Origin of the sequence: Campylobacter subantarcticus LMG 24377 (assembly GCF_000816305.1) — a bacterium.
Taxonomy (GTDB): Bacteria; Campylobacterota; Campylobacteria; order Campylobacterales; family Campylobacteraceae; genus Campylobacter_D; species Campylobacter_D subantarcticus.
Window position 1 is genome coordinate 603,867 of sequence record NZ_CP007773.1, and the last position, 23,761, is coordinate 627,627.

Sequence of the window (23,761 nt, forward strand, 5' to 3'; positions counted from 1 at the left end):
GAAGGAAAATAATGAAAAAAATATTAAGTATTAGTGTATGTTGTTTAGGCATTCTTTTTTTAAATGCTTGTGCGGTTAAAAAATCTAATCAAGAATTAAATACAAGTGAGTTAAAAACCCTTATCAAAGAACCTTTAAAACAACCACACAAAAACCAACTCATCAAAGAACTCTTAGTTAATTCACCTTCTTATGCGCAAAAAAATCAACAAGAAGCGCTAAAAGAAAATATCACTCCATTACCAAATAATATGCCTTTATACAGACAACCTTTATTTGCACAAATGGTTGTTTTTCCTTATGTAGGTGATAATGGTATATATCATGGATATAGTGAAAGTTGGGTAAAAATTAAAGAAGGCGAGTTTGTATTATCTGATCCAAAAAAAGATAAAAAAAGTGAAAAAATATTTGATTTTAATGAAGTTAGTAATCAAGGAATATAATGAGTTTTATAGATAATTTATTTGGCATTTCTCAATCTAAAGAAGATATTTCTTCTTTACAAAAAGAAATTTGGGATAGTACTTTAAAAAGATATAAATTTTCAGACTTTTTGCCATATTGTGTGTATAAAGAAGATGAGGGAATTTATTATAATAATGACAATAGCTACGGTTGTGTATTTTTATGCTCCCCACGCATTAGAATGGGCAAAAGTACAGCTGATTCTATAGAAGAAATTTTAAATAAACTTCCTGATGATTTATTTATTCAATTTTCTTTATTTGGTAGTAAAAATATTTACCGTGTAGTTGAAACTTGGAAGAGAGAGCATTTAAAAAGAGCTGATAAAGAAAACAATGAGCTTTTAAAAAAAGCAGTTGAGAGTATGAGTCGTTTTTATTTTTCCAAAACAAAACAAGGTGTTTCTCACTCAATGCAAACAAGAATTAAAAATTTTGTTTTGATTATTTCTATTAGATCAGAATCTAAAGATACTATTTTACATACTCGTGATTTTTTACGCAATGTTCTTTCTACTGGAGGTTTTTATCCACAAGAGGGAAATCCTTATTTATTAAAACCTATTTTGTATGAGATTTTTAATGGAAATCATGATATTAACCATATTCCAAAATACGATGATAGTTTATATATCAATAGACAAATTATTGCACCTGATAGCGAAATTTTAGTACATGATACACATATTGAATTAGATAAAAGAAGTTTTGTTACTCTTGTTCCACAAACTTTTCCAAAAGAAGCTTCTATTTTTGATTTTGGGGAAAAATTAGGGGATTATTTATCAAATGCTTTAGATGTTAATCAGTTTAAAGATAGCTTTTTAATCACTACTTCAATTTGTAAATTACCAAAATCTAAGGCTAATAAGGTGTCTCAAATACACTCTTTTATACTTACTCAAAATTGGAGTGAAGCTTTATTTAGGAATTTCGCAGCCGCTAGAAAAGAAAGCGTTGGGATACTAGATAGAATTAATCAAAACAAAGAACTTTTGTATGCTATTGATATGAATGTTGTTATTGGTGGTGATAATTATGAAGAAGCTTCTAAAAATGCACATACTATTATGAGTTATTGGAATAAGGGTGGTGATAATAAAGCTCTTAATTTAATTGAAGCTATGGGTATTCATCAACTTAATTTAATTGCTTCTTTACCTATGGGTATTAACAAAGAATATGTATTTGATGTAACTGCTAAGTTTAGAACAATGTTTGCTGATCAAGCTTCTCAGTTTGTGCCTTTAGAAGCAGATTATGCTGGCACTAATGCTAATTTGTTACTTTTTTCAAGAAGAGGACAAATATGTGGGCTTGATTTATTTGTTTCTAGCTCAAATTTTAATGGATTTTTAGTTGCAACTTCAGGTGCTGGTAAATCTGTATTTTTAAACATGGTAGCCTTTAATACCTTTGCAAGAGGGGATAGGGTTTTTATAGTTGATCAAGACAATTCTTTTGTGAATTTGTGTAATACTATAGGAGGACAATATGTATCCTTAGATCCACAAACTCCTATTAGCTTTAACCCTTTTAGCGAGATTAAAAGTTTTAAAGATTTACATGAAGATTTGGAATATTTAAGTGTTTTTATTTATATGCTTGGTAGTTCTAAAAATCAAAACGAAGCAGATAAGCATGAAAAACTTATAAAATCAGAATTGCAAGAAATTCTAAAAGAGCTTTATAAAAAAAAGAAAAATAAATTTGATATTAGTGATATTCAAAAAATCATGCAAGAAAAAGATGATCCTAGATTTAAAGACTTTGCTTATCATTTGCGTCCATTTTGTAAAGGCGGTATTTATGAGAAATTCTTAGCTGGAGATAATGAGTTTAATATAAGTAAAGAGTTTATAGTAATTGAATTTAAAGGTGTTGATAATGATCCTGATTTAAGAGATCCTTTGGTTATGCTTTTAATTTATCATATCAATCAATTAATGTATATGAGTCCTGATAGAGAGGCAAAAATCCAAATTATTATAGATGAGGCTCATAAGTTTTTAGGCAAAAATCCAAAGATGGACGATTTTATCGAACAACTATATAGAAGAGCAAGAAAATATGATGGTTCTGCTATTATTGCTACGCAAGGTTTTGATGATATTTATAGTGTAAAAAATGGAGGCGGTTTAAGTAGGGCAGGTAGTGTTATTATTAACAACTCTGCATATAAAATTTTTATGAAGCAAACAGATGTTTCAAGCAATCTTTTAATTCAATCAAATATTTTTAGTTTCTCTAAAATAGATGAGCAAATTTTAAAATCCATTGGAACTGTAAAAGGTGAATATTCAGAATTATTTTTAATTACCCCTGATGAGGTTATGTTTCCTTATCGCTTAGCTATGGACAAATACTTTTATTATCTTACCACTACAGACGCAAATGACAAGGCAAAAATTAAAGAGCTTATGCAAAAAGAAGGACTTAGTTTTGCTCAAGCTGTTGAAACTTTGGTGCTTAGGGAAAGCCATGAATAAAATATCAAATAGAGCAATTAGAATTTTTATTTTAGGTGTTATTTTCTTTTTAATCGGAAGTTTTTGCATAAAATATCTAGGAAAAGATTATGGTTTTGGAATTGTAAAAAGCAAAAGCATTTCTGAATATATAGTAATTTATAAAAGAGATATTTCTAAAGAGAAATCTTTTAAAGACAAGATTGTTTATTTTGTCTTTCCAAAAGATACTCCATATTATAAGAAAAATGAAAAATTTGCAAAATATGTGAGATGTGAAGAAGGTGATGTGCTTACTACTTCTTTTTTAAACTATTATTGCAATGGAAAATTTTTAGGTTCTGCTTTAACTACTGATTCTAAGAATAATAAGGTTGAAAATTTTGTTTTTAACGGAGTTATTCCTGAAAATAAATATTTTGTTTTAGGAACACACCCTAGAAGCTATGATAGTAGATACTGGGGTTTTATTGATAAAGAATTGATTAAAGGTGTAGCTATATGGAAAATATAAAAAAACTCAGTTTATCTTTTATAGCGAGTGTGTGTATAGCCTCATCTGCTCACTCTAGTATGTCAAGTTTTGTGCAAAATAACTTAGGAACTACTATTACAAGTGAGAATGCAGGTTATTATAAATCTCAAGTGTCTGGATTTATTAGCGGTGGAAGTGCTAGAGTAAGATGGGGAGGTGGTGAAACTATTCAGCCATTTAGCGTACAAGCTCCTAGTTTTAATGTTGGTTGTAGTGGTATTGATATGGTTTTTGGTGGCTTTTCTTACTTAAATTTTGAACATTTAGTTGAGAAATTAAAGAAGATTGCAGCCGCCGCACCTGCTTTTGCTTTTAAAATAGCGCTTTCTACGCTTTGTAAAGATTGTGATACGATTATGAGCGAACTTGAAAAAATCGCTAATGCTATTAATAGCATGAACTTTGATACTTGTCAGATGACTAATAATTGGACTAATAATATAGCTGGTATGCTAAATCTTGATTTACAAGGCGGACAAAGCGATAGTTGGCTTACAGGATTTAAAAATGTTTCTGAAGGAACTCAAGCTACAGTAGATCGTTTTGTAAATTGGGTTAATGGAACAAATCCTTCAAGCAAAGAAAAACCTGCTAAACAGTTGCTATCGCAAGGTTCTTTACTCAAGAAAGCTTTAGAAAATGGAAAAGACGCTTTCTTTAAAAAAGCATTTGGCGAGCAAGAATATGAAGATATAGGAAGAGGATTATTAGGTGATATTGTATCTTACACTACAACAGAAACCTCCCCAACTGGTGAAGCTAATAAAGAAACTAAAGTATTGATTATACGCCCTACAATCGGCGCAGAGCGTTTTATAGATCTTGTTTGGAATAGCAATAATCAAGATATTAAGAGCAAACAAATAGATTATACAGCTTATACTATTTCTGAAGAGGCTAATGGTTTATATAAAGAACCTGTTGGAAAAAAAGCCGTTTTAAAAATGGACAAAAGTATGAGAGATATACTAATTGAAAGCTTTAGAACTATTGTTACTAAAATTTCAGCTCAAACTGCCTTAGATGATGAGGATATGAGTTTTATTTCTTCTGCGCCTTTACCTGTTGTGGATATTTTAAATATTGAAGCAATAGGAATGACTTTTGGTGATGAAATATATGAATTTGTTGCCCTTTTAATGTTTGACGCTTTTATTCAAGAACTTTTTAGAGAATACACTGATATGCTTTTTATTATCCAAAACGAAGATAAGAAATTTGCTTTAGATCATCAAGAAGATATTAGAGAAATGAATACTCAGGTTCGCTCAATTAGAGCTGAAATTAATAAGCTAATGGACAAAATTCAACTTAAAGATTCTACTAAAAATAAAAAACTAGATGAAGTTAGAAAGCTACTTAGAGAATACTTTAAGTTAAGTGATTCGTATAATGCGAAATAATGGAGTGCTTTATGAATAAAATACATAAAATTTTATTAATTTCTTTAATAGCAAGCTCATCGCTTGCTGTTGATTCTTACAATGAAGGATATTCTTTAGGTGGTTCTTTAAAGGGATATTTTACAAATAATAAAGACTCTGCTATCAATGCTCCTTTAACAAGTGGAGCTGAAATGTCTAGTGTTGATGGTTCTAATAAAGGGAATGCTAGTTTAGTATGTGAAGAAGGTAAAAATGCAAAGTATCTTTCTTTTTCTTATACTGGTAGTAGTGATATAAATATTAAAGTAGAAATGGACAAAGATTTAGATGGAAGGATAGATCATAATTGGGATTTTATAGGCGTTAGTGGAATTTGTGCTAATGGAGTGGTTAAGTGTAATTCAAATACTTGGAATAATTGTACATATCATCAATATATTTTAAAAGGAAATACGCTTTCTTTAAAACAAGTTAGAAAAGAAGAAGTTTCGGGTTGTTATTGTATCAATAATACTTGCGGAAGCAGATCTATTAATGATAGGGCTAATATTTTAAATGATATTGGAGCTAGTATTTCATCAATTTTAACAACTCAAGATCAAAAAGTTATTACAAAAACATTTTCTTCAAGTGGTTCTTTGGATTATTACGCTCAAGATTACTCATCTTGCAATACAGCTTATGCAAACCCTCCTAGTGTAAGCCCGTCTAGTGATTTAGGTTCTATGGCTCAAGAAGAAATTTTAAAAGAAAGCGATAATGAGTATGGAGTGCATAATATATTTAGTGGTGGGACTGATAATACTCATAAACTAGATAAGGATTTTAAAAATGAATTAACAAATAATGCTGAAGGTATTAAAGCTACTGCTAAAGTTGATAAAAATTTTAACTATTCATATACTGACACTATTAACTCTCAAAGCGTTAATGATTCTTTACAATTAAAAGATATAGAAAAGGCAAGATATTGTGAAGTTATGTATGAAAAAATAGATACTTCTGCGTTTGATGATGGATCTCATAGGGGTAATTCAACAAATAATACAATTATGTATCAAATGGAGATTAGGGAATGCACAGACAATTGGAGTAAATGTCCTGTTTATGCTGGCGAAAAAATAAAGCATGAATGTGGAAAGATTAATGATATGGGTGAAGCTTTGGCTGGTTTAGAAGCTGTAAATGAAGCAAGTAAGGATATGGTATGTTCAAAATAATAACTACCCCAAAGGAGGTAAGTCTTCCAAAAAAAGCTTGATTCCTTTTAAGAACCGAGCTTTTATCACACCTAAAAGGTTCTGTAAAACCTTTATTGTCCATTTACCACATGGATAGATTTATTATAGCACAAAATCATCAAAAGGAATAATAATGAAAACATTTAACTGTAATTTTGAAATTATTGAAAGTCAAAGAAGGCAACCAAATTTCTTATTTAATGAAAAAGATTTAAATGATATTGATTTAAGTAAAAATACATGTATATTTAGTACAAGTGGTGCAGGTTATAGTTATATCATAGACTTTTTATATCAATATATAAGAGCTAAAAACAAAAATACTAAAATCGTTATTACCTCAAATCTTTCTTCTTTTATTTTAGATTATTGGATTAGAAAAGACGAAAATGTTGAATATTGTGATTTTGAATATGAAAAATTACTTGCATCGTATAAATCTAAAGCTATTGTAATTTCTATTTTCTTAAATATTAAAGAATTCTTGAACTATAAAAAATACGAATTATCAAATGTAGCAAACTTGATTTTAGCAAATTCTGAAAATAAAATATTTAGCTTTGTTAATGAAAAATTGAAAAGTGATATATTGGATTTTTACGCAGATAATTTACTTAAAGATATTGCTACTTTTAAATCTCTTAATTCAGAAAATGAACTTGCATTCATAAATACCATAAAAGATGGTTTTACTTTTAAATTTCTTATTGAATCAAAAAAAACAAGTATTTTGTCTGTTTTCAAAGGAAAAAAAATATGAAATATAATACTTTGTCAAAGCTTTTTTACAAAGATACATTGATTGATTTTTTTAAAATTAAAATGAATTTTTTAAAATTTACCGCAATTCTTTCAATGAGTTTTAGCTTTTCTCAAGCTGGAATTCAATGTACTGATTATAATGATTTTAGAAAATTTGGCAACCATTACTATACGGTAAGTGTTAAAAAGCTTACTTTTTTAGACGCGCAAGCTTTAGCTGAAAAAAGTGGTGGTTATTTAGCAATACCTAATACCAAAGATGAAAATAATTTTATTACTTCTTTGGTGAAAGGTGGTGAATATGCTTGGATAGGTATATACGATCCTGATTATACAAGTAATTATTGCAAAGAAGGGAATACTGGTTGTTTTTATGATGATAGTAGGTTTAAAACTGTAAAAAATAGCTCTTTAACTTATAGAAATTGGGCTGATAAACAACCTGATAATCTTTTAAAACAATATGATATTGTAGATGGTAAAGAAAGGGTTAGTCCATTAGGTGAGCATTGGGTTGCTTTAGCTTCACCTAGTGGAGAATGGGCTGATTTTGGAAATCACTTTGGTGATATGAATAATCCTGTTAAACATTATGCAGTATATGAATTTGATTCTATGCCTCCATGCTATGATAAACCAACTCCTGATCCTGAAGATCCTATTTTAAGCGGTTTATTTTGCAATAGTGCAATTTCAGATGATCCAAATTTTAAACCTGAAAATATAGGTAAAAGCGAAGCATGCTTGCAAGATAGTACTAAACAAAATTATTTTTGTCCTTTGCAACTAACCAAATGCGTTGATAAAGAACATGCTATTGATGGTGGAAGTGAAAAAGTAGAAGGTGGTCAAATTAGAACTGGAATACAAAAGGTTACTCTAAAATTTTCATCTGGGCATATTGGCTATAACAGTTGGAAAGTTATTGAAAGTGATATTTTTATTAAAGATATAAAAGAAATAGATAGTTTTAAATTGTCTTATGCTGGAGCTGATGATTGGGTTGCTGTGTTTGCGCCTAATTCGTTTGTAGGTGTTGTTGATAATTACCCTTATGTTAATGGTGTTAAAGATGATGGTAAGGCATTGGTATATATACCTTATCGCCCTGAATATTATGGAGAACTTAGTAAATATAGTGGAAAATCTCTCAATATAGAATTAAAACAATATTTGAAAAATGGATTAAACAAAGGGGTGGCATTTTTTGCTACAGTTGGAACTGGCAGTTGGAATGTAACATATGAAGCTTATGGAAAAAATATTGAATGTGCTGATTTTGGTAAAACAACTTGTACTCAAGAAGAAGTGATTATACCTTATTCTACATATAAATATACTTGCCCTAGTGGTTATACTCCAAAAGATGAAGGTGGAAATTGCCACCCAACTTCAACTGATGATTTAATTGATACAGATGGTGATGGAATAGGTGATAGTTGTAATTCTTCAATACCACCTGCAAACAATTGTGTTAAAAGTAGGAAGGTATGTCCATTTAATGAAGAAAGAGAATGTGTTTTAACAGATAATAAGTATCAATGCTCCCCGTTTCCTTGCATAGAAGGTGCTAGCGATATTGAAGATGAAGATACTCAAGTTGGTATTAATGACGAAAATAATAATGGTTGGGAAGATGATGGTTCTTGCGGAGGACAAATTTTTATTTTTAATGGAAAAGATAATAGATGTCGCTCTAAAGATAAATTTTTTGGCTTAACTGGTGGTGGTTGCTGTGATAAAGATAAAGTATTTATAGGGCTTGTACCTTGTAAAGAAGATGAAAAAAAGCTAGCAAAACTCAATAAGCAAAATAGATGTGTAGAAGTTGGTGAATATTGCTCTAAAAAAATTAAATTCATAGGTTGCATTCAGCATAAAAAAACACATTGTTGTTTTAATTCAAAATTAGCAAGAATATTTAATGAACAAGGACGCCCACAAATTGGAAGAGGTTGGGGTTCTCCAAAGAGTCCTGATTGTAGAGGATTTACTCCAGAAGAATTTCAAAAGTTAGATTTTAGTGAAATAGATTTAAGTGAATTTATTGCTGATATTGTTGGAAGTATTGATGTAGATAAAATACAAGCTGATTCTATAAAAATACAAGAAAAGATTGAAAGCAATCTTGAGAATTTAACAAGAAAGCCTACTAATTAAAAAGAAAATAAAATTATAGAAAGGAGATAGAGTTTAGTTAAAAGTTTGTTTGGTAAAAGCCACAAGGGAGTTTCGCCCCTATAAAAGGGGCAAGGTTAATAAGCCTTGACTATAATCATACAAACAAGTATAATTATAAGTACGAAACGAAACATAATTATTTCACCCCCTCTCTAGGGCGTGATTATGCCACAGGGTTGCAGCCTTGTGGCAAACCCTTCTATAATTATACCAAACAAACTCTTTAACTTCTTTAACATAATTGATGAAAAGATTTTACATTTTATTCCTTAGTGTTTTAATTTTTGCACCTTCTTTATTATTTGGTGCTACAAATATAGATGATAATCATATTATCTTTACTTGGGGCTATGGTGAAGTAGCAAATGATATTTTACAAGCCATAAAAGGTATAACAAGTGGTGCTGATTATATGGTTAAGATTGTTATGGCTATTGCCTTTTTTACTTTTGCTATTAAAAAAGTAATGGACGAAAGAACTAGCCCTATATTTGAATTTGGTAAAATGATTTTTATCATGGTTATTATTTGGCAATGCTTTTTAAGAGCGCCAAATGACGCTCAGCATAGATATATGATACATGATAATGTAACAGGTAAAGACTATATAGTTTCTCAAGTTCCACTTGGTATTGGTTTGACTTTTTCTTTTATGTCAAGAATGGAAGATTCCATTACTAAAGCTATGGAAAAATTTTATTCTACTCCACAATCTACTAATTTTTCTAATGCTGGATTTGGTTTTACTTTAAGATCTACTATGGATTTGCCAGATTTAGAATTAAGTCAATTTAGCCCCAGAACACAAAAAAATCTTGATTTGTTTTTTAGAAACTGTGTTATTTATGGAATGGACTTAAATAAAGGTAGAATGGATACTAATTTTAGACATAGTGATAATTTATATGAGGATTTATTTGAAATAGGGCAGGGTAGTCAATTAACTTTATATTTTGGGGAAAAAGATAAAGGTAATATTAGATCTTGTACTCAAGCAGGTGCTTTGATTAAGCAAGATTTAGGTTCTTTAGCTCCAAAAATAGAAACTATCCATGCGCGTATTTTAGGTAGTAAAGATGAAAACGCTTATAGAGCTTCAATGCAGGGTGTTTGGGAAATTTTCTCAGGACAAGCTACACAAGCAAGATCTCAATTAATGCAAGCTATGTTAATTAATGCTTCAAGAGATTCTTTAATTAATACTGCAAAAATGGTAGGACTTGATCCAAATGCAGTAGCTACAAATACAGCAGTAGCTGAGCAAAACTTCATGTCAAGTATGCTAACTCAAGGTATGATGGCTCAAACTTATTTACCACTAGCTAAAGCTTATTTAACAGTTTTAATTATAGGTTTATCATGGATTATGGCTTTACTCTCTATTATGTTTGGTGATTTTAGACATATAAAAATGTTTTTTACCTTATGTATATGGATAGTGTTATGGACTCCTATATTAAGTATTATTAATTATTTCAATGATTTAAATCTATCAAAAAGCGTTCAAGTGCTATTAGATGGCTCATTAAGCTTTTCTATGAGTAATAGCTTATCTTTCTTTAAACAAATATCTGAGCAAACCAATTTCATTAATTATCTTGTAATGCTTACTCCATTATTAGCTTTTGCAGTAGCTAAAGCTAGTGAGCAAGGTTTTGTGTCAGTGGCTTCATCTTTATCACAAACCCTACAAGGTGCTTCAAGAAGTGCAGGAAGTTTTACAAATCAGCAAGCTTTATCTACTGAAACCAAAATAGCTTCTCCTTTAGGTGAAGAAGTTATTGCTAAACATGCTGGTGTAACTTCTTATTTGGGGGCATATAATGCAGATGGACAAATAACTAGATATAATACCCAAAGTACTTCAGGAAACGATAGTTACAATTCTGAAATTTCTAACTCTGCATTTACTGGAACTAATGTTAATGGTATGATAAATGGAGCTAAACTAACTGCTGGGGCATTAAATATGGTTAATTCCTTAGGGGAAAGCAGTGCTAAAACTTGGAATCAGAATTTCAATGATACTTATGGACAAATCAGTCAAAGTGGTAGAAATAGCGCACTTAGTGAAGCTAAATCTATTATGGAAAGCGATAATGAGTCGTTTAGAAAATCATTCTCTAATAATTTAGCTCAGGAAATATCAAAAATGGATAATTTAACTGCGCAAGCACAAGCTAATATTACCGCATATGCTGAGGCTAGCGGTGGTTTTAAATTGGCAGGAAATGGTGCTTCAATTGGTAGCAGAGGTGAGGTATCTATAGGACTTGGAAAAAATATAACTTTATCTGATACTGAGAAAGCAGCTTATCAAGAAGCAATGGAAAAAGCTTCTGTTAAAACTTTAGCTGAAAATCATAATATAAGTAGCGAATGGAGTAAAAGTCTTTCTAATAGTGATAGTACCGCTTATGCTAAAATGGTTGGGTATGCAGATAGCTTCAGTCAAACTCAATCTGCTATTCAAGCAGTTACTTCGAATAATATGGATAATGTTGTAAATGCTTATGCTAGAGATTTAGCTACAATAGACAATAAAGACTTTAATACTCTTAGTGTTGCTGAGCAAAACACTTACTTTGCAAAAGCAGGAAATCAAATTTCTGATATGATTAAAAACGATCCTACTTCAATTTCAAATTATGCTTCTCAATATGGAGCAGGTAGTAATGTAGGAGAAAATACAATAGCAAGTCCTAACGCTTTAAATAAAGAATTTGCAAATGTAGGTGGTAATACTTTACTAAATCATAATCTAAATCAAGAGCAGGTTAATACTAGAGCAACAAATATGAAAAATAGTACTAATATACCAAATACTAAAGATATTAAAGAGGTTATTTCTAGTTCTAATATAGATAAAAAAGGTTAAAGGCGAGAAATGGAATATTTTTCCATTTCTTTTAAAATTAACTTTTAATCTTTATAAAGCCCTTGAGTAAAACTAAGTGGATTAAGAGCGTCGGTTGGATAAGAGTTGCCAGTGTCATTTTTTTTAAAATTTTGATTATATTCATAGTCTTTATAATCACTTAAAGGGGTATTTTTGGATATTTTTAAAACTCCAATAAGCACTAAACAAAAAACAATTGATATAAAAGCAATCATAGACAAAAAAACAATTTCAGAATATGATAACCTATCTATGAATGTTACAAATTTTTCTTTTATTATATTTGTGGTATTCATTGTATCTACCATACTCAACAACAAAGACAAAGCTAAAACAATAGCAACTAATAATGCTGTAACTATCTTTGCATTTAAACTCAAACCTTTTTTCCTTACCACATTTTCCATAATCTCAACCTCTTGTTTTTGATTTTCTAATTTTCCCATATATATATTTATACTTCTTTTAACTCTAAATAAATCATACTTAATTACATTAGCAACAGCACTTAATCTAATTTCCTCATTATCGTGAGCTGCGAAATTTCTAGTATCATTTATTCTTTTTAAATCTTTTTTGTCAAATAAAGATAAGATTTCATCATCAGCACTTTCTTTGATTTTTTTAAAGCTTTCACTGATTTTAATTAGAGAAACAAAAATAAATCTTTGTGCATTTTCATCGTGCAATGTTTTTAATACATTTTCATCTTTGATTTGCTGATAAATTAAATTAATCTCATTTGTAACTTTTTGTAATCTTTTTATGTTTTCTAATCTTATTTCATTTGACATTTAAATTCCTTTACATTTAATATTAAAATTATACCAAAATTCACAATAAAAATCAAGTTTTTTAGTGCTTTTAAATGCCTATTTTATAGTATTTTGCAAGGGTTTTTTATATTTTACATTTTTGTCCTTTATAAAGTTTATTTTAAGTTCTTTTTAAGCGTATTTTTTACACATAAATGTCCTTTATATATCCCCTGAATGTCCTTTATAAAGTCCATTTTTTCTTTTTTTATTATTTTTTGCTTAAAATCTACCAAAAAAGTGCTTTATTTCGCCCCTAAATGTCCTTTATATATCCCCCAAATGTCCTTTATAAAGTCTTTTTTATAAGCATTAAATATTGATATATTAGTATTTATTCTGTTTTATAATTTAATTTGTTAATTTTAACTTTAAAATTAATATTGGTAAGATAAAAAATATTTTTTGTAAGATAAAAGCTGTTATTTTTATTAGCTTTAGAGAGAGTATAGATTAAGATTGTATTTTTAATTCTTTGTGAGTTATTTTGATATTATTCTTTTCAGTAATTTTTAAATAATTTACTATGACTGCCTAGTTTTAAAATATTTAACTCTAGTTCTTTATCATGTTTTTGATAAATCAATAATAAATTAGACTTTATGTGACACTCTCTAAAATCTTTTAATGCGCCTTTTAATTGATGATCTTTATATTTGGGTTCTAAAATTTCATCATTAGAAAGCTTTGTAATGACTTTATCTGTTATTTTACGCTCTTCGTTGCTTATTTTTTTATAGGCTTTTATAAAATCTTTATGATAATAAATTTTATATTTTGCCATCTTGATAAGCTTTCACAAAATCTTGATGTGAATTAAAGCTTAATGCAGTGTTATCTTTTTTTTCCTTACTAAGCTCTTTGCTTGCATTTAATATCTTATTTTCAAAACTACTTAGTTTAGGTTTAGAAACTTTACATTTAGCATTTATACTTTTAGCTAAACCTTTAAATGCAGGCAAAAAATCTTCACTGACATTTTCAATAATAAGAGTCATGAAATTCCTTTCTCAAAATCATATAATATAATTATATTGTATTTTAATCAATTTAAATTAATTTCTTATACTTATTTTATTGTTTCAATGTGAAGATTAAAAGCACTAAGATAAAATATTATTTTGTGATGATTATAAAATGTGTTATAATGTATTACAAATAATACAAAGGTAAAATCATGAGAACAATATCGTTAAGAATTAGTGATCAAGAAGATATTTTACTAAAAGAATATCTAGCAATTAATAATTTGCAATTATCAAAATTTATAAGAGATACTATTTTAGAAAAAATAGAAGATGAGTTAAATTTAGATGAAAATAAAATTTTAATTTCACTCAAAGAAGCTAAAAAAGATAATATTTATAGCTTTGAAGAAGTATTTAAAAATGTATGAGATAAAATTCTCAAGTAGTGCCAAAAAATCAATTGAAAAACTTGATCAGCAAGTAGCAAGGATTATTAAGAGCTGGATTATTAAAAATTTAATAGAATCAGATAATCCAAAAAAATTAGCAAAAGAACTTAAGGGCAATTTAAAAGGTATTTATAGATTTAGAGTGGGTAATTATAGAATGCTTGCTGAAATTAATGATAATGAATTGTTTATTTTTGTATTCGAAATAGGACATCGAAGAGAAATATATAAGAAATTTAAAAAATAAAATTCTCAACTATACATTAAATTATTTATATCATAATAGAAAGAAAAAAGGAGGTAAAATGGAAAAATTATCCCAAGAAGAAATACAAAAAGCTATGAGAGAATGTGTAGTAAGTTCTTATACTTATGATCCAGCTAATCCTAATGGCTATTCTCAAGATTTATTTGATGTAGAAAATGAAGTTTTTGCTAAAGATTATGAGTTTATAGAAAAGTGTGGTTTAGATGATATGGTAAAACACAAAGAAAGTGGTTGTGTTTTTAAAGTTTTTTACAAACAAGATCACAAAGTTAGACTTCTTAGAGTTAGCAATATGCAAGCAATGAATAGTTTTGAAAGCTATAGGGGTATAATGGCAAAAATAATAGGTTTTAAGCCAGAAGATCAAGAGTGATAAAAGCAAACAGTTTTTAATTTTTATATTTTCTATATATTATTTTTAGAATTATAAATGCTTTTTTAAAAAAACATATAATATTTTATCGTATTTGTATAAAAATATTATATTCTATTTTAATAATTTTGTATGATATAATTCTATTATGATAAAAGAAAATATTAAGTTTTTAAGAAAACAACGCAAATTAACACAACAAGAGTTGGGCAAAATTTTAAATGTAGGACAAAAAACAGTAAGTATGTGGGAAAAAGGAAATAACAATATTACACTTCCTACAATATTAAAAATATGTGAGCATTTTCAAATTAGTCCAAATGAGCTACTAGCAAATAATTTAGCGGATATGGAATTACATAGAAATCTTAGAAATTACAATAGAATTACAGCTAAAAAATAGCTTAAATGATTTTTTAAAATCAAACATTGTAAATATGCAACTTCAAAAAATATCTAAACATATTCGTTCTCTCAAAGATGTAGGATTTATAGAGAAATTAAGTGAAAGCTGGAGTGGAAACGGAGAGAAAATGCTTTTAATTCTTCTTTTGTTTATCAAACACTTAAACAAGATAGAATTAAGCCACACAACAATGAGTAAAAAAGATTTTATAAACATGTTAAAGAAATTCAAAATTTCTTTAAAAAATATCAAATTATACTCTTTAATTTTAAGTGAAAAAGACAAAATAAATACTATAGAGTGGGTAGAAAACAACTTAGATGAGATCGATGTAAATGCTTTATTTATTGATTTAAGAAAAGATGTTGAAAAAATAATTATAAATGAGCTTAATTCGTTTGATTGTCTAATTGTTGAGGATTAAAACTAAATAAATTGGTTGTAAAGTGTTTTACGGTATAATCATTCTAAGGCTGATTAACCAAAGGGTTCCCAGCCTTTGATTAATCAAATCTTGCCTTAGAAATGAGGTGAGTTAATTTGACTTTTCAAAATCTAATCTTTATTATTATACTTATTTGTATAATAATAGTCAAGGCTTATTAGCTTTGATTCCCTCTTTAATTAGAGGGAAAGATTAGAAACCCTTTGGCTTTTTTTTATTCTAACAAGGAAAAACAATGAAAAAACTCTTATCTATTCTATTATTCTCATCTTTATCTTTATTAGCTAGTGATAATTTTAATGAAAGCAAGAAAGAATTAGTTGAGCTTTATGAGAGCTTAGGTAGTACTTATCAATATGATTTTTATTGTAATGCTCCATTTAAAGCAAATAAAAAAGGAAAATACACTAAGTTTGAAGTAGTTAAAAGTGATTTATACACTCCACGCAATGAATATACTAAAAAAGGTAAAATCAATCAAAGAGCAAAACGCATAGAATGGGAGCATATTATGCCTGCACAAAACTTTGGAAAGCATTTACCTTGCTGGAGAGAAGGTGGTAGAAAAGCTTGTCAAAAAGATCCACTTTTTGCAAAAATGGAAGCTGATAAACAAAACCTAGTTCCTGCTATAGGTGAAGTTAATGGTGATAGAAGTAATTTTAGATATGCTGAGGCTCCTTTGAATTTAGAATATACTCAATATGGAAATTGCAAAGTATATACAGACTTTAAAGCAAAAAGATTTTATCCTGCTAATTATTCTAAAGGCTGGATTGCAAGAAGCTATTTATATATGAGTAAAACATATAATATTAGATTATCAGATCAAGAAAGAAAACTTATGGAATCTTGGGACAAACAATATCCTATGAGCGAAAAAGAAAGGATTATAAGAGAAAAGTCTAGTAAGTAATAAATTTTTAATCACTCTTATCTTGGTTATTAAAAGCAGATGAGAGCTTTCATCAAAATAAATCATTTTTGCCGTTTTATCATCAAAATTTAAAAACTTAAAAATCATTTTTCATTCCTTCACTTAACATGAGATTAAAATATCATCTGTAAAAATTAAAGCAGAAGAATAGTTTTTATTGTTATTTAGTTTTAATTTTAGACACTCATTAGCCTCATAACCTAAATTATAAATTATTTTTATAGTTTTTATAAGCGCATAGTTTTGATTAAAATCATTATGTATATTATTAGCAATATCTAAAAAGTCTTGATTGATGTATTCAAACAAATATTCATCATCTGGGTCAATGGATATTTTATTGATTGTGATATTTTTATTAGTGATAATAAAAAAAGCAATATCTAGCAATATATCTATGCGCTTGTTTTCATTATTTGCATTGTTGAAGTCTTTAAATAGTTGAAATAAGACTGTTGTTGAGTTTGATTTTGCTGTTCTAGAAGTGTTTTTTAGGGCAGGTGTTAAATCAAAAAATACCGATCCCCCCCCCCATAGGGTGTATAAATCTTTCATGGTTTTCCTTTTTTTGTAAAATGATTATTTTTTTGGTAATTTTACCATATAATAAATAAAATATAAATATTTTAAATGGTATAAAATGAAATTTATAGAGAGATTAATAGATAAATATTTTTGTATAAAAACAATAGTAGCTCTACTAAAAGAGGATTTTGAAAGTTATAATGTGTTTCAATTAAATAAAATCAATTGCTTTGCTTTTCATGGAGGAGATTTAAAGCTATTAAGAATAAGAACTAGTTATGATGATAATTGGAAAGCATTTGAAGATTTAATTAATCGTATGATAATTATAGAAAAGTATCAAGAGGTTGAAAAATTTAATATATGCTTAATTAAATCTATTTCGTGTTCTAAGTCTAACAATATAGGTAATTATTTTTATAATATTGATATTAGAAACGCTCATATTAAACCAAAAGATATTTTATATTTGTTTGGTTTTAATAATTACAAGACAAGTGAAAAAAAATCAGAATGGGAGTTACAAGCATGCTTGGAGCATTCTATAAATAACGAAGTATTACGATTTACATATTATAAGTGGAATGATTGGTATGAATGGAATAATTCAAATGGCTCACATCATTTAGCTACTGCTTTATACCATTTGCGCAATGCTAACGAAAAATTTTATATCAAGGCTTTAGTGGAAAATCAAGAACTTAACAGGGAAGTTATATCGGAGTTGATAGAGAAATATGAAATTTTTATGTCCCACGAAAAAAATGCATGGAAATTTTTTAGTCTTTTAGATACACCTATTTTGGGACGGCATATGAAAATATTTTACATAGTTGGACAAGATAATCTTAGATTGATTGTCTTTGAAAAAGCATATTTTGAAAAAGATTGCACAGGACAGCTTATTTTGAAAATTCTTAATAAAATGGATTCAAGATATTTTTTTGGCTGGAATGATAAGCTAAAAGAATATCTTAATTAATAAACTCTAATTATCTAAAAAAAAGATAACTAGAGTGCTAAAAAATAATTCAATTGATTATATTGTTTTTACAGTTTAAAGTCAATAATTAAAAACCTAATCTAGTCTTTTTGTAATCCTCTAATCCTTTTAATAAACCTAAAAGCATATTAGAGTCAATAGCTCCTTTTATTGGCTCTCCTATGACTTTTCCTGTTGGCGTTATGATGTATGTTGTAGGTGTTGTGCCATCAAACAATAAATCTCTTGGAATCTTTCCACCATTATTTAAATCAGATATTGCTACTACAAATTTTTCATCAAAATAACTCATTAGTGTTGTGTTATTCATTACATCATTAAGAAGTTTATGACAATATTTGCAAGTATTTGATACTACAAAGAAAACCATGATTTTAGCCTCTTTTAATGCTTGTTGTTGGGCAGTAAAAATATCATTGTATATAATAGGTTTTGCATAAAAGTTGCTATATATGATACTTAGTAGTAAAAAAGAAGAAAGAATGTGCTTTAATTTCATAAAAATCCTTTTATATTTATTATTGATTATAGCATTTTGTTGTAATGTGTAGTCAAATGTTGTATTAAATCTCAGTTTTATATCTTTTTAATAAATGGGCATATCCCATTGTAATTAGAAATTTTCTTAAAGTATCCCTATGAACACCTATTCTTCTTGCTATTTTTGAGTGCGAGTAGCCTTGCTTGTCCCATTTTAAAATTTGTTTTAATGCTGGATAGCATGGATTTACTTCAATTCTATTCTTTTTGCCTTTGGGACGCCCTAAAATTGCACCTTCCATTTTTTTTCTAGCTAAAGCCTCTTTAGTTCTTTGTGAAATTAATTGTCTTTCAATTTCAGCTGATAAAGAAAAAGCAAAAGCAATTACTTTTGTATTAATATTATCATTAAGAGCAAAATTTTCTTTGATAGAATATATAGTGATATTATTTTTAATACACCAGTTCAATTTCTCCATAATATCTAAAAGACTTCTTCCTAGTCTTGAAAGTTCTGTGACAACTAAGGAATCTCCATTTTTTAATTTTTTAAATAATCTTCCTAAATTTCTATGATCTATTGCTATTTTTCCGCTAACAACTTCTTGCACAAAATAATTGATTTTAATTTCATTTCTTTTACTCCACTGAAGTATTTCAAATTTTTGATTTTCAGTGTTTTGTTTATCAGTGCTAACTCTTATATAAGCATATATCATTGATGTTTCCTTTTAGTAAAATAAAGATTGTTTATATCAAAAAAGGTATGATTTTTCTAGTTTAAAATAATTAACCCTTTAATAACAGCATTAATGTGGAAGCTAAGAGTTTAAATTTAGTTACAAGTAAAAATAAAATTAGAATAAAATATTCTATGTTGCTTGCAAAAGGTTCTTATGATAGTGGAAAATTAATCGGGTATGTTTTTTCTCCAAAATATAAAATAAATTTTAATATTCCTAACTTAAACAAAACAAATGATTATAATCTTGTTTTAAATTTTAAAGGTTATGTTGATGATTATCTCAATATTTATTTGAATGATAATAAAATTATTTCAAAGCATAAAGGAGGCTGGACTTTATGTCAAGATTATAACAATATCAAATGTAGCCCTATATTATCTCCTTTAAAGGTATCTTTAAATAATTTAAATTTAGAATCCATAAATAACATTATTAGCTTTGAAGCTGAAAATGTTCGTCAAGAGGTGGGGCAAGTATGGCTAAAACTTGATGAAGTTAAAGTGGAAATAAGTTGGATTACCGATTAAAATTTCTAGTGTTATCTTTGAACCCTTTAATAACGACATAAATGTGGAATTAAAAGCTATCAATCAAACATTGAGAGTAAGTGCTAAAATACAAGTTTCAGATCTATGGCTTACTTTAGGAACATTAAACTGGAGTAATAAATTAGCAGATAAATATGGTAAAAGTGGATACGGAGAAACAGGTTATTATACAAATTATGATAGAGAGGTTCATTTAACCAGTGTATTTAATAGTTTTCCACCAACGACAGAAGTTATAATTTTTGGATTTGAGAAGCGAGAAGATATTACACCAGAATTAATGAATAATATAAATATTACTTATCAACCAGCCTATGGCGGTAATACCAAATATCCTATAAAATGCTATTTAGATGTAGATTATTTTATTGTTAATGGTGCTGGAATAAATAATTTTGAAAAAAATAAATTTGGAATAACTCTTGTTGATTTTGGTGGAGAAAATTATGTTTTAGGGGGTTGCCCAAATGGACAAAAAAAATACAATGGAATATATACTTTCAAGACTACCTATAAGGGCAAAACCTATACGAGTATTTTACATTTGAAGTTAAATAAATAAGTTGTATTTTTTATTGATTTGTTTTAACCCTTTAATAACGACATAAATATACTAGCTAAAGCTTTTAATCAGGTATTAAAGGCTAATGCTAAAATTAGTGTTTATGAGATGAGAGGGATACTTGGAGATATTATCGAGGAAGTTTTGTCATTAGATAAAATTTATTGTGTTAATGGAAGATATATAGATAATAAAAGCTCATTTGAAATGTATTCTTATTGTAATACTGGAGACCATTATAATACTACTTTAACCATTTTTGGATATAAAAGCATAGAAGATGCACAAAATGCAAATATTAAAATAACTTATACTCCTGCTTACAATGGTAGTTTGATAGGTATATATGAAAATTTAGTAGTTATTAGAAAAGGAAATGGACAAGATGGTTTTTTAAGCAATTTATTTGGACGATCAATTGCCGAATTGCCATGGTTAAAACTATCTAAACAAAACAACGGCATATATAAGTTTGAAGATTTAAATAATAAATACATAAAACCCACCTATTTGCACTTGAAATTACCTTGAAAATCTAATGTTTTCTTTTAACCCTTTAATAACAGCATTAATGTAGTTTTTAATGCTTTAAATCAAAGAATGAATAAAGCATTAGTGATAAAACTTGAAAATCATGAAATAAAATTGCAAAAATGGAAAGGTTGTGAATGTATTTTTGATGAAACTTTAGTAGATATAAATGAAAATATTAGATATGTAAATTTAATAAAAAAAGTTGAAATTGCAGGAATTAGAGATGAAGGGATAGAAATAAAAATTAATGATAAAGTAGTTTATAGTTATTTTCCATCAGGGAATAATCATGGATATTTTTCCTATACTTTAACTCCATCGCAAATTAAATTTATTAGAGAAGGAAATAACAATATAAAAGTTAGAGTTGCAAATTATAATGGAGGTGGAGGAGTTAACGCAACCATGACTATTTTTTATTGATTTGTTTTAACCCTTTAATAACGACATAAATATACTAGCCAAAGCTTTTAATCAGGTATTAAAAGCTAGTGCTAAAATTAGTGTATTTCAAACAAGGGGGATATTAGGACACCCTACTGGAAATAGAAATGGAGGGAATGGAAGAACTACATTATTAGGAACTAATAATGGGATAGATGGGCAAGTTTTTGGAAATTATACTAATGGACATTCTACTTTTACATTAACAAATCATAATGGTAATTTTGATTTAGGAATTTATGGTTATCAAAACACGAATGATATATGGAATGCAAATGTGAAAATAACCTATACGCCAGCTTATGGAGGTAGTCAAAAATGGAATTTAAGTTATTTTATTAATTCAAAATCTTATCATTTAGGAAATACTTATTTTCCTTTTGATATGAATCATTATACTTATTTATTATTTAGCAAAGAAGAAGCTTCTATTCCAACCAAACAAAACAACGGCATATATAAGTTTGAAGATTTAAATAATAAATACATAAAGCCCACCTATTTGCACTTGAAATTACCTTGAAAATCATATGAATTTTAAAATAGCCTATATAAAATTTAATTTTTTATAGGCTAAATGTTTATTCACTCAATTTTAAGTGCAAAATACTCGTATAGGTTTTACCCTTATAGGTAGTTTTGAAAGTATATATTCCGTTGTGTTTTTTGTGAACAGGAATTTGGTTTGTATCATGATTATTTCCAAAATTACAAATCAATATTCCCCATTTATTTGAAGGAAATTGTTCACTTTTTCCATCGCCTTCTAAAATATAAAATCTCCCTTCTGTTCCATTTTTAAATGGATACTTGACGTTACCTCCATAAGCTGGTTGATAAGTAAAATTCATTAAAGCATTTTTTGCTTCTTCTTTATCATTAAAACCAAAAATATATAATTCCATAGTAGGATGATAATTATAAGCTTTAGTAATATGTATTTCTCTATAATGATTTTTATAATATCCTTGCCCTCCATAACCATTATTACCAAATTCTCCTATATTACAAAATCCCCCTTGACTACAACCATAGACACTTGTTTCTCCTATAGTAAAAAACAAATTTGAAACTTGTATTTTAGCACTTACTCTCAATGTTTGATTAATAGCTTTTAATTCTACATTTATGTCGGTTTTAAAGGGTTAAAAGAAAACATTAGAATTTAATCACAAACTAAAGCAAAAATAATTATAATTTTATTGTTTTAAGGATTTAACCAAATGGAGGCTTTATTAAAGTCGAAAGGAGGTTAAGATGAGTGAAGTTGTTATCTTTATGATCACTTTAATCACTCTTATCTTAGTCATTAAAAACTAAGATAAGAACTAATTTCTAATTTCTTAAAAAACATTTTAGAAAAACCCTGCTTAGTTTATCCTTAAAACATAAGCCTTCATATTAGCAGGGTTGAGGGCTTATTTATCATAATTAATTAACACTTGAACTTCAGCACCATATAAATAACATCTTACAGTTTGAGTATTAACAGCTCCTGCTTTTATATTAATTTTATTAACTCCTTTCCAATTTACTTTTTTATTAACTCCTATAAATCCATTTTCCATTGCTTTAGGGCTATCATAGCTATGCGTATAAATATCATGAACTTGAATAGCAAAATAATCATCAACTGCACTATATTTCCATTTAATTGTAACTGATTTTACTTTTTCAGGATTTGGTATATTATAGTCTCCTAAACTTATTGGTTGCCATGCCAACCAACCTCCATTACAAGTATAATTAGCAAAAGCATTTATCGGTATATTTGGTTGAAAATAAGGCTTTATAGAAATGTTTTTTATAAGTTTATCATCACTTCTATTGCTACTTACTTTTAAATTAATGCTGTTATTAAAGGGTTCAAAGATAACACTAGAAATTTTTAATAAGTTTCATTTTAGATATCATTCCTTTGTATTTAAAAGTAAAGTTATAAGTTCCCTTTGGAAAATGATTACCAAGAACAAGAAAACCAATAGGATTGTATCCCATATAAGTTCCGTCTAAATTATAGTATGGATCTCCACTCCACGCAGATAATAAATTAACTTCAAATTCTTTTTCTCTAAAACCTAACCCATCTCTATCTACTTGAACAATAACTTTTTGATTAATCATTCTTTTATCAAAACCAGCGATAGTTAAATAAGGAACACCACCATGCGAAGTATAGCTCGTAATAACTGCTGTAAGTCCATTGTTTTCATAGTATCCAATATATCTAGTTAAAAAATCTACTAAATATAATTTTTCAGGTAATGTAAAAATTACACTAATCTTGGCATTTACTTTCAATGTTTGATTAATAGCTTTT

Annotated in this window: 29 protein-coding genes; 20 read left to right on the forward strand and 9 right to left on the reverse strand. The window is 27.9% G+C overall.

All coding sequences use genetic code 11. From position 1 onward, the window contains the following. Positions 1–11 precede the first annotated feature (11 nt). The 8 genes from CSUB8523_RS03230 (at position 12) to CSUB8523_RS03265 (ending at position 11,917) form a co-directional block, all read left to right on the forward strand. Positions 12–446, forward strand: coding sequence for a conjugative transfer system lipoprotein TraV (locus tag CSUB8523_RS03230; protein ID WP_043019590.1), 435 nt, complete (start codon positions 12–14; stop codon positions 444–446). Continuing rightward, the gene (locus CSUB8523_RS03235; protein ID WP_043019591.1) at positions 446–2,956 is read left to right on the forward strand and encodes a conjugative transfer system ATP-binding protein TraC; all 2,511 of its coding nucleotides are present in this window, start codon (positions 446–448) and stop codon (positions 2,954–2,956) included. Before CSUB8523_RS03230 ends, CSUB8523_RS03235 begins: the two co-directional genes overlap by 1 nt. Continuing rightward, a complete protein-coding gene (locus CSUB8523_RS03240; RefSeq protein WP_052243655.1) occupies positions 2,949–3,449 on the forward strand; it encodes a S26 family signal peptidase in 501 nt (166 codons plus the stop codon). The genes CSUB8523_RS03235 and CSUB8523_RS03240 overlap by 8 nt, the downstream gene beginning before the upstream one ends. Further along, positions 3,437–4,873, forward strand: coding sequence for a conjugative transfer pilus assembly protein TraH (locus CSUB8523_RS03245; protein WP_043019593.1), 1,437 nt, complete (start codon positions 3,437–3,439; stop codon positions 4,871–4,873). The genes CSUB8523_RS03240 and CSUB8523_RS03245 overlap by 13 nt, the downstream gene beginning before the upstream one ends. An 11-nt stretch (positions 4,874–4,884) precedes the next feature. Next, on the forward strand, positions 4,885–6,075 hold the full coding sequence (locus tag CSUB8523_RS03250; protein ID WP_052243656.1) for a hypothetical protein: 1,191 nt from the start codon (positions 4,885–4,887) through the stop codon (positions 6,073–6,075). A 154-nt stretch (positions 6,076–6,229) separates the two neighbouring features. Then, positions 6,230–6,856, forward strand: a complete 627-nt coding sequence (locus CSUB8523_RS03255; protein ID WP_043019594.1) for a hypothetical protein — start codon at positions 6,230–6,232, stop codon at positions 6,854–6,856. Beyond that, a complete protein-coding gene (locus tag CSUB8523_RS03260; RefSeq protein ID WP_043019595.1) occupies positions 6,853–9,018 on the forward strand; it encodes a conjugative transfer mating pair stabilization protein TraN in 2,166 nt (721 codons plus the stop codon). Before CSUB8523_RS03255 ends, CSUB8523_RS03260 begins: the two co-directional genes overlap by 4 nt. A gap of 265 nt (positions 9,019–9,283) precedes the next feature. Continuing rightward, positions 9,284–11,917 (forward strand): conjugal transfer protein TraG N-terminal domain-containing protein, encoded by a 2,634-nt coding sequence (locus CSUB8523_RS03265; RefSeq protein WP_069107227.1) that lies wholly within the window; start codon positions 9,284–9,286, stop codon positions 11,915–11,917. A gap of 44 nt (positions 11,918–11,961) precedes the next feature. Here CSUB8523_RS03265 and CSUB8523_RS09505 read toward each other — a convergent pair whose 3' ends face one another. The 3 genes from CSUB8523_RS09505 to CSUB8523_RS03280 all read right to left on the reverse strand — a co-directional run bounded on the left by CSUB8523_RS09505 (position 11,962) and on the right by CSUB8523_RS03280 (position 13,751). Further along, complete coding sequence (locus tag CSUB8523_RS09505) at positions 11,962–12,732, reverse strand: HepT-like ribonuclease domain-containing protein (protein WP_052243657.1); 771 nt, start codon at positions 12,730–12,732, stop codon at positions 11,962–11,964. A 523-nt stretch (positions 12,733–13,255) separates the two neighbouring features. Next, positions 13,256–13,537 carry a type II toxin-antitoxin system YafQ family toxin gene (locus CSUB8523_RS03275; protein WP_043019596.1) on the reverse strand — a complete coding sequence of 94 codons (282 nt, stop codon included), beginning with the start codon at positions 13,535–13,537 and terminating at the stop codon, positions 13,256–13,258. Continuing rightward, positions 13,524–13,751, reverse strand: a complete 228-nt coding sequence (locus CSUB8523_RS03280) for a hypothetical protein (protein ID WP_039628376.1) — start codon at positions 13,749–13,751, stop codon at positions 13,524–13,526. Before CSUB8523_RS03280 ends, CSUB8523_RS03275 begins: the two co-directional genes overlap by 14 nt. Positions 13,752–13,930: 179 nt before the next feature. Here CSUB8523_RS03280 and relB point away from each other — a divergent pair, with 179 nt between their 5' ends. The 6 genes from relB (at position 13,931) to CSUB8523_RS03310 (ending at position 16,578) form a co-directional block, all read left to right on the forward strand. Further along, positions 13,931–14,149, forward strand: coding sequence for a type II toxin-antitoxin system RelB family antitoxin (gene relB / locus CSUB8523_RS03285; RefSeq protein WP_039628375.1), 219 nt, complete (start codon positions 13,931–13,933; stop codon positions 14,147–14,149). Next, positions 14,142–14,417: a type II toxin-antitoxin system RelE family toxin gene (locus CSUB8523_RS03290; protein ID WP_039628374.1), complete on the forward strand. Its 276-nt coding sequence runs from the start codon at positions 14,142–14,144 to the stop codon at positions 14,415–14,417. The genes relB and CSUB8523_RS03290 overlap by 8 nt, the downstream gene beginning before the upstream one ends. Positions 14,418–14,475: 58 nt before the next feature. Beyond that, positions 14,476–14,811, forward strand: coding sequence for a hypothetical protein (locus CSUB8523_RS10095; RefSeq protein ID WP_039628369.1), 336 nt, complete (start codon positions 14,476–14,478; stop codon positions 14,809–14,811). Between the two features lie 148 nt (positions 14,812–14,959). Next, the gene (locus tag CSUB8523_RS10140) at positions 14,960–15,214 is read left to right on the forward strand and encodes a helix-turn-helix domain-containing protein (RefSeq protein ID WP_167333020.1); all 255 of its coding nucleotides are present in this window, start codon (positions 14,960–14,962) and stop codon (positions 15,212–15,214) included. 34 nt (positions 15,215–15,248) lie between these two features. After that, on the forward strand, positions 15,249–15,641 hold the full coding sequence (locus tag CSUB8523_RS10145) for a hypothetical protein (protein ID WP_043019597.1): 393 nt from the start codon (positions 15,249–15,251) through the stop codon (positions 15,639–15,641). A gap of 256 nt (positions 15,642–15,897) precedes the next feature. Then, complete coding sequence (locus CSUB8523_RS03310) at positions 15,898–16,578, forward strand: DNA-specific endonuclease I (RefSeq protein WP_043019598.1); 681 nt, start codon at positions 15,898–15,900, stop codon at positions 16,576–16,578. Positions 16,579–16,701: 123 nt separating this feature from the next. On the opposite strand, the gene CSUB8523_RS03315 is transcribed toward CSUB8523_RS03310, so the two are convergent. Beyond that, positions 16,702–17,154, reverse strand: coding sequence for a hypothetical protein (locus CSUB8523_RS03315; protein WP_043019599.1), 453 nt, complete (start codon positions 17,152–17,154; stop codon positions 16,702–16,704). 85 nt (positions 17,155–17,239) lie between these two features. Here CSUB8523_RS03315 and CSUB8523_RS03320 point away from each other — a divergent pair, with 85 nt between their 5' ends. After that, complete coding sequence (locus CSUB8523_RS03320) at positions 17,240–18,106, forward strand: DUF6685 family protein (protein WP_043019600.1); 867 nt, start codon at positions 17,240–17,242, stop codon at positions 18,104–18,106. 88 nt (positions 18,107–18,194) lie between these two features. Here the strand turns inward: CSUB8523_RS03320 and CSUB8523_RS03325 are convergent, their stop codons facing one another. After that, positions 18,195–18,626, reverse strand: a complete 432-nt coding sequence (locus CSUB8523_RS03325) for a thioredoxin domain-containing protein (RefSeq protein ID WP_043019601.1) — start codon at positions 18,624–18,626, stop codon at positions 18,195–18,197. Between the two features lie 64 nt (positions 18,627–18,690). Then, the gene (locus CSUB8523_RS03330) at positions 18,691–19,326 is read right to left on the reverse strand and encodes a multiple promoter invertase (protein WP_043019602.1); all 636 of its coding nucleotides are present in this window, start codon (positions 19,324–19,326) and stop codon (positions 18,691–18,693) included. A gap of 95 nt (positions 19,327–19,421) precedes the next feature. On the opposite strand from CSUB8523_RS03330, the gene CSUB8523_RS03335 reads away from it, so the two are divergent. The 5 genes from CSUB8523_RS03335 (at position 19,422) to CSUB8523_RS10150 (ending at position 21,964) form a co-directional block, all read left to right on the forward strand. Continuing rightward, complete coding sequence (locus CSUB8523_RS03335; RefSeq protein ID WP_043019603.1) at positions 19,422–19,880, forward strand: hypothetical protein; 459 nt, start codon at positions 19,422–19,424, stop codon at positions 19,878–19,880. Positions 19,881–19,923: 43 nt separating this feature from the next. Next, the gene (locus tag CSUB8523_RS03340) at positions 19,924–20,463 is read left to right on the forward strand and encodes a hypothetical protein (RefSeq protein WP_043019604.1); all 540 of its coding nucleotides are present in this window, start codon (positions 19,924–19,926) and stop codon (positions 20,461–20,463) included. 108 nt (positions 20,464–20,571) lie between these two features. Next, entirely contained in the window at positions 20,572–20,994 is a 423-nt protein-coding gene (locus CSUB8523_RS03345) for a hypothetical protein (protein ID WP_043019605.1), read from the forward strand. A 69-nt stretch (positions 20,995–21,063) separates the two neighbouring features. Beyond that, positions 21,064–21,420 (forward strand): hypothetical protein, encoded by a 357-nt coding sequence (locus CSUB8523_RS03350; protein WP_043019606.1) that lies wholly within the window; start codon positions 21,064–21,066, stop codon positions 21,418–21,420. A 298-nt stretch (positions 21,421–21,718) separates the two neighbouring features. Beyond that, on the forward strand, positions 21,719–21,964 hold the full coding sequence (locus CSUB8523_RS10150; RefSeq protein WP_043019607.1) for a hypothetical protein: 246 nt from the start codon (positions 21,719–21,721) through the stop codon (positions 21,962–21,964). A gap of 58 nt (positions 21,965–22,022) precedes the next feature. Here the strand turns inward: CSUB8523_RS10150 and CSUB8523_RS03360 are convergent, their stop codons facing one another. The 3 genes from CSUB8523_RS03360 to CSUB8523_RS03370 form a co-directional block, all read right to left on the reverse strand. Continuing rightward, a complete protein-coding gene (locus CSUB8523_RS03360) occupies positions 22,023–22,538 on the reverse strand; it encodes a hypothetical protein (protein WP_043019608.1) in 516 nt (171 codons plus the stop codon). 321 nt (positions 22,539–22,859) lie between these two features. Next, positions 22,860–23,165, reverse strand: a complete 306-nt coding sequence (locus CSUB8523_RS03365) for a DUF167 domain-containing protein (RefSeq protein ID WP_043019609.1) — start codon at positions 23,163–23,165, stop codon at positions 22,860–22,862. Between the two features lie 154 nt (positions 23,166–23,319). Continuing rightward, a complete protein-coding gene (locus CSUB8523_RS03370; protein WP_043019610.1) occupies positions 23,320–23,742 on the reverse strand; it encodes a hypothetical protein in 423 nt (140 codons plus the stop codon). Between the last annotated feature and the right edge of the window lie 19 nt (positions 23,743–23,761).

Bases quoted from the DNA above. Each gene is read 5' to 3' on its own strand.
- CSUB8523_RS03275 (WP_043019596.1), bottom strand. From the start codon at position 13,537: ATGGCAAAATATAAAATTTATTATCATAAAGATTTTATAAAAGCCTAT.
- CSUB8523_RS03310 (WP_043019598.1), top strand. From the start codon at position 15,898: ATGAAAAAACTCTTATCTATTCTATTATTCTCATCTTTATCTTTATTA.
- CSUB8523_RS03290 (WP_039628374.1), top strand. From the start codon at position 14,142: ATGTATGAGATAAAATTCTCAAGTAGTGCCAAAAAATCAATTGAAAAA.
- CSUB8523_RS03330 (WP_043019602.1), bottom strand. From the start codon at position 19,326: ATGATATATGCTTATATAAGAGTTAGCACTGATAAACAAAACACTGAA.
- CSUB8523_RS03230 (WP_043019590.1), top strand. From the start codon at position 12: ATGAAAAAAATATTAAGTATTAGTGTATGTTGTTTAGGCATTCTTTTT.
- CSUB8523_RS03250 (WP_052243656.1), top strand. From the start codon at position 4,885: ATGAATAAAATACATAAAATTTTATTAATTTCTTTAATAGCAAGCTCA.
- CSUB8523_RS03280 (WP_039628376.1), bottom strand. From the start codon at position 13,751: ATGACTCTTATTATTGAAAATGTCAGTGAAGATTTTTTGCCTGCATTT.
- CSUB8523_RS03315 (WP_043019599.1), bottom strand. From the start codon at position 17,154: ATGAAAGATTTATACACCCTATGGGGGGGGGGATCGGTATTTTTTGAT.
- CSUB8523_RS09505 (WP_052243657.1), bottom strand. From the start codon at position 12,732: ATGTCAAATGAAATAAGATTAGAAAACATAAAAAGATTACAAAAAGTT.
- CSUB8523_RS03245 (WP_043019593.1), top strand. From the start codon at position 3,437: ATGGAAAATATAAAAAAACTCAGTTTATCTTTTATAGCGAGTGTGTGT.
- CSUB8523_RS03350 (WP_043019606.1), top strand. From the start codon at position 21,064: ATGAATAAAGCATTAGTGATAAAACTTGAAAATCATGAAATAAAATTG.
- CSUB8523_RS03260 (WP_043019595.1), top strand. From the start codon at position 6,853: ATGAAATATAATACTTTGTCAAAGCTTTTTTACAAAGATACATTGATT.
- CSUB8523_RS03255 (WP_043019594.1), top strand. From the start codon at position 6,230: ATGAAAACATTTAACTGTAATTTTGAAATTATTGAAAGTCAAAGAAGG.
- CSUB8523_RS03240 (WP_052243655.1), top strand. From the start codon at position 2,949: ATGAATAAAATATCAAATAGAGCAATTAGAATTTTTATTTTAGGTGTT.
- relB (WP_039628375.1), top strand. From the start codon at position 13,931: ATGAGAACAATATCGTTAAGAATTAGTGATCAAGAAGATATTTTACTA.
- CSUB8523_RS03235 (WP_043019591.1), top strand. From the start codon at position 446: ATGAGTTTTATAGATAATTTATTTGGCATTTCTCAATCTAAAGAAGAT.
- CSUB8523_RS10095 (WP_039628369.1), top strand. From the start codon at position 14,476: ATGGAAAAATTATCCCAAGAAGAAATACAAAAAGCTATGAGAGAATGT.
- CSUB8523_RS03325 (WP_043019601.1), bottom strand. From the start codon at position 18,626: ATGAAATTAAAGCACATTCTTTCTTCTTTTTTACTACTAAGTATCATA.
- CSUB8523_RS10140 (WP_167333020.1), top strand. From the start codon at position 14,960: ATGATAAAAGAAAATATTAAGTTTTTAAGAAAACAACGCAAATTAACA.
- CSUB8523_RS03345 (WP_043019605.1), top strand. From the start codon at position 20,572: ATGAGAGGGATACTTGGAGATATTATCGAGGAAGTTTTGTCATTAGAT.
- CSUB8523_RS10145 (WP_043019597.1), top strand. From the start codon at position 15,249: ATGCAACTTCAAAAAATATCTAAACATATTCGTTCTCTCAAAGATGTA.
- CSUB8523_RS03265 (WP_069107227.1), top strand. From the start codon at position 9,284: ATGAAAAGATTTTACATTTTATTCCTTAGTGTTTTAATTTTTGCACCT.
- CSUB8523_RS03320 (WP_043019600.1), top strand. From the start codon at position 17,240: ATGAAATTTATAGAGAGATTAATAGATAAATATTTTTGTATAAAAACA.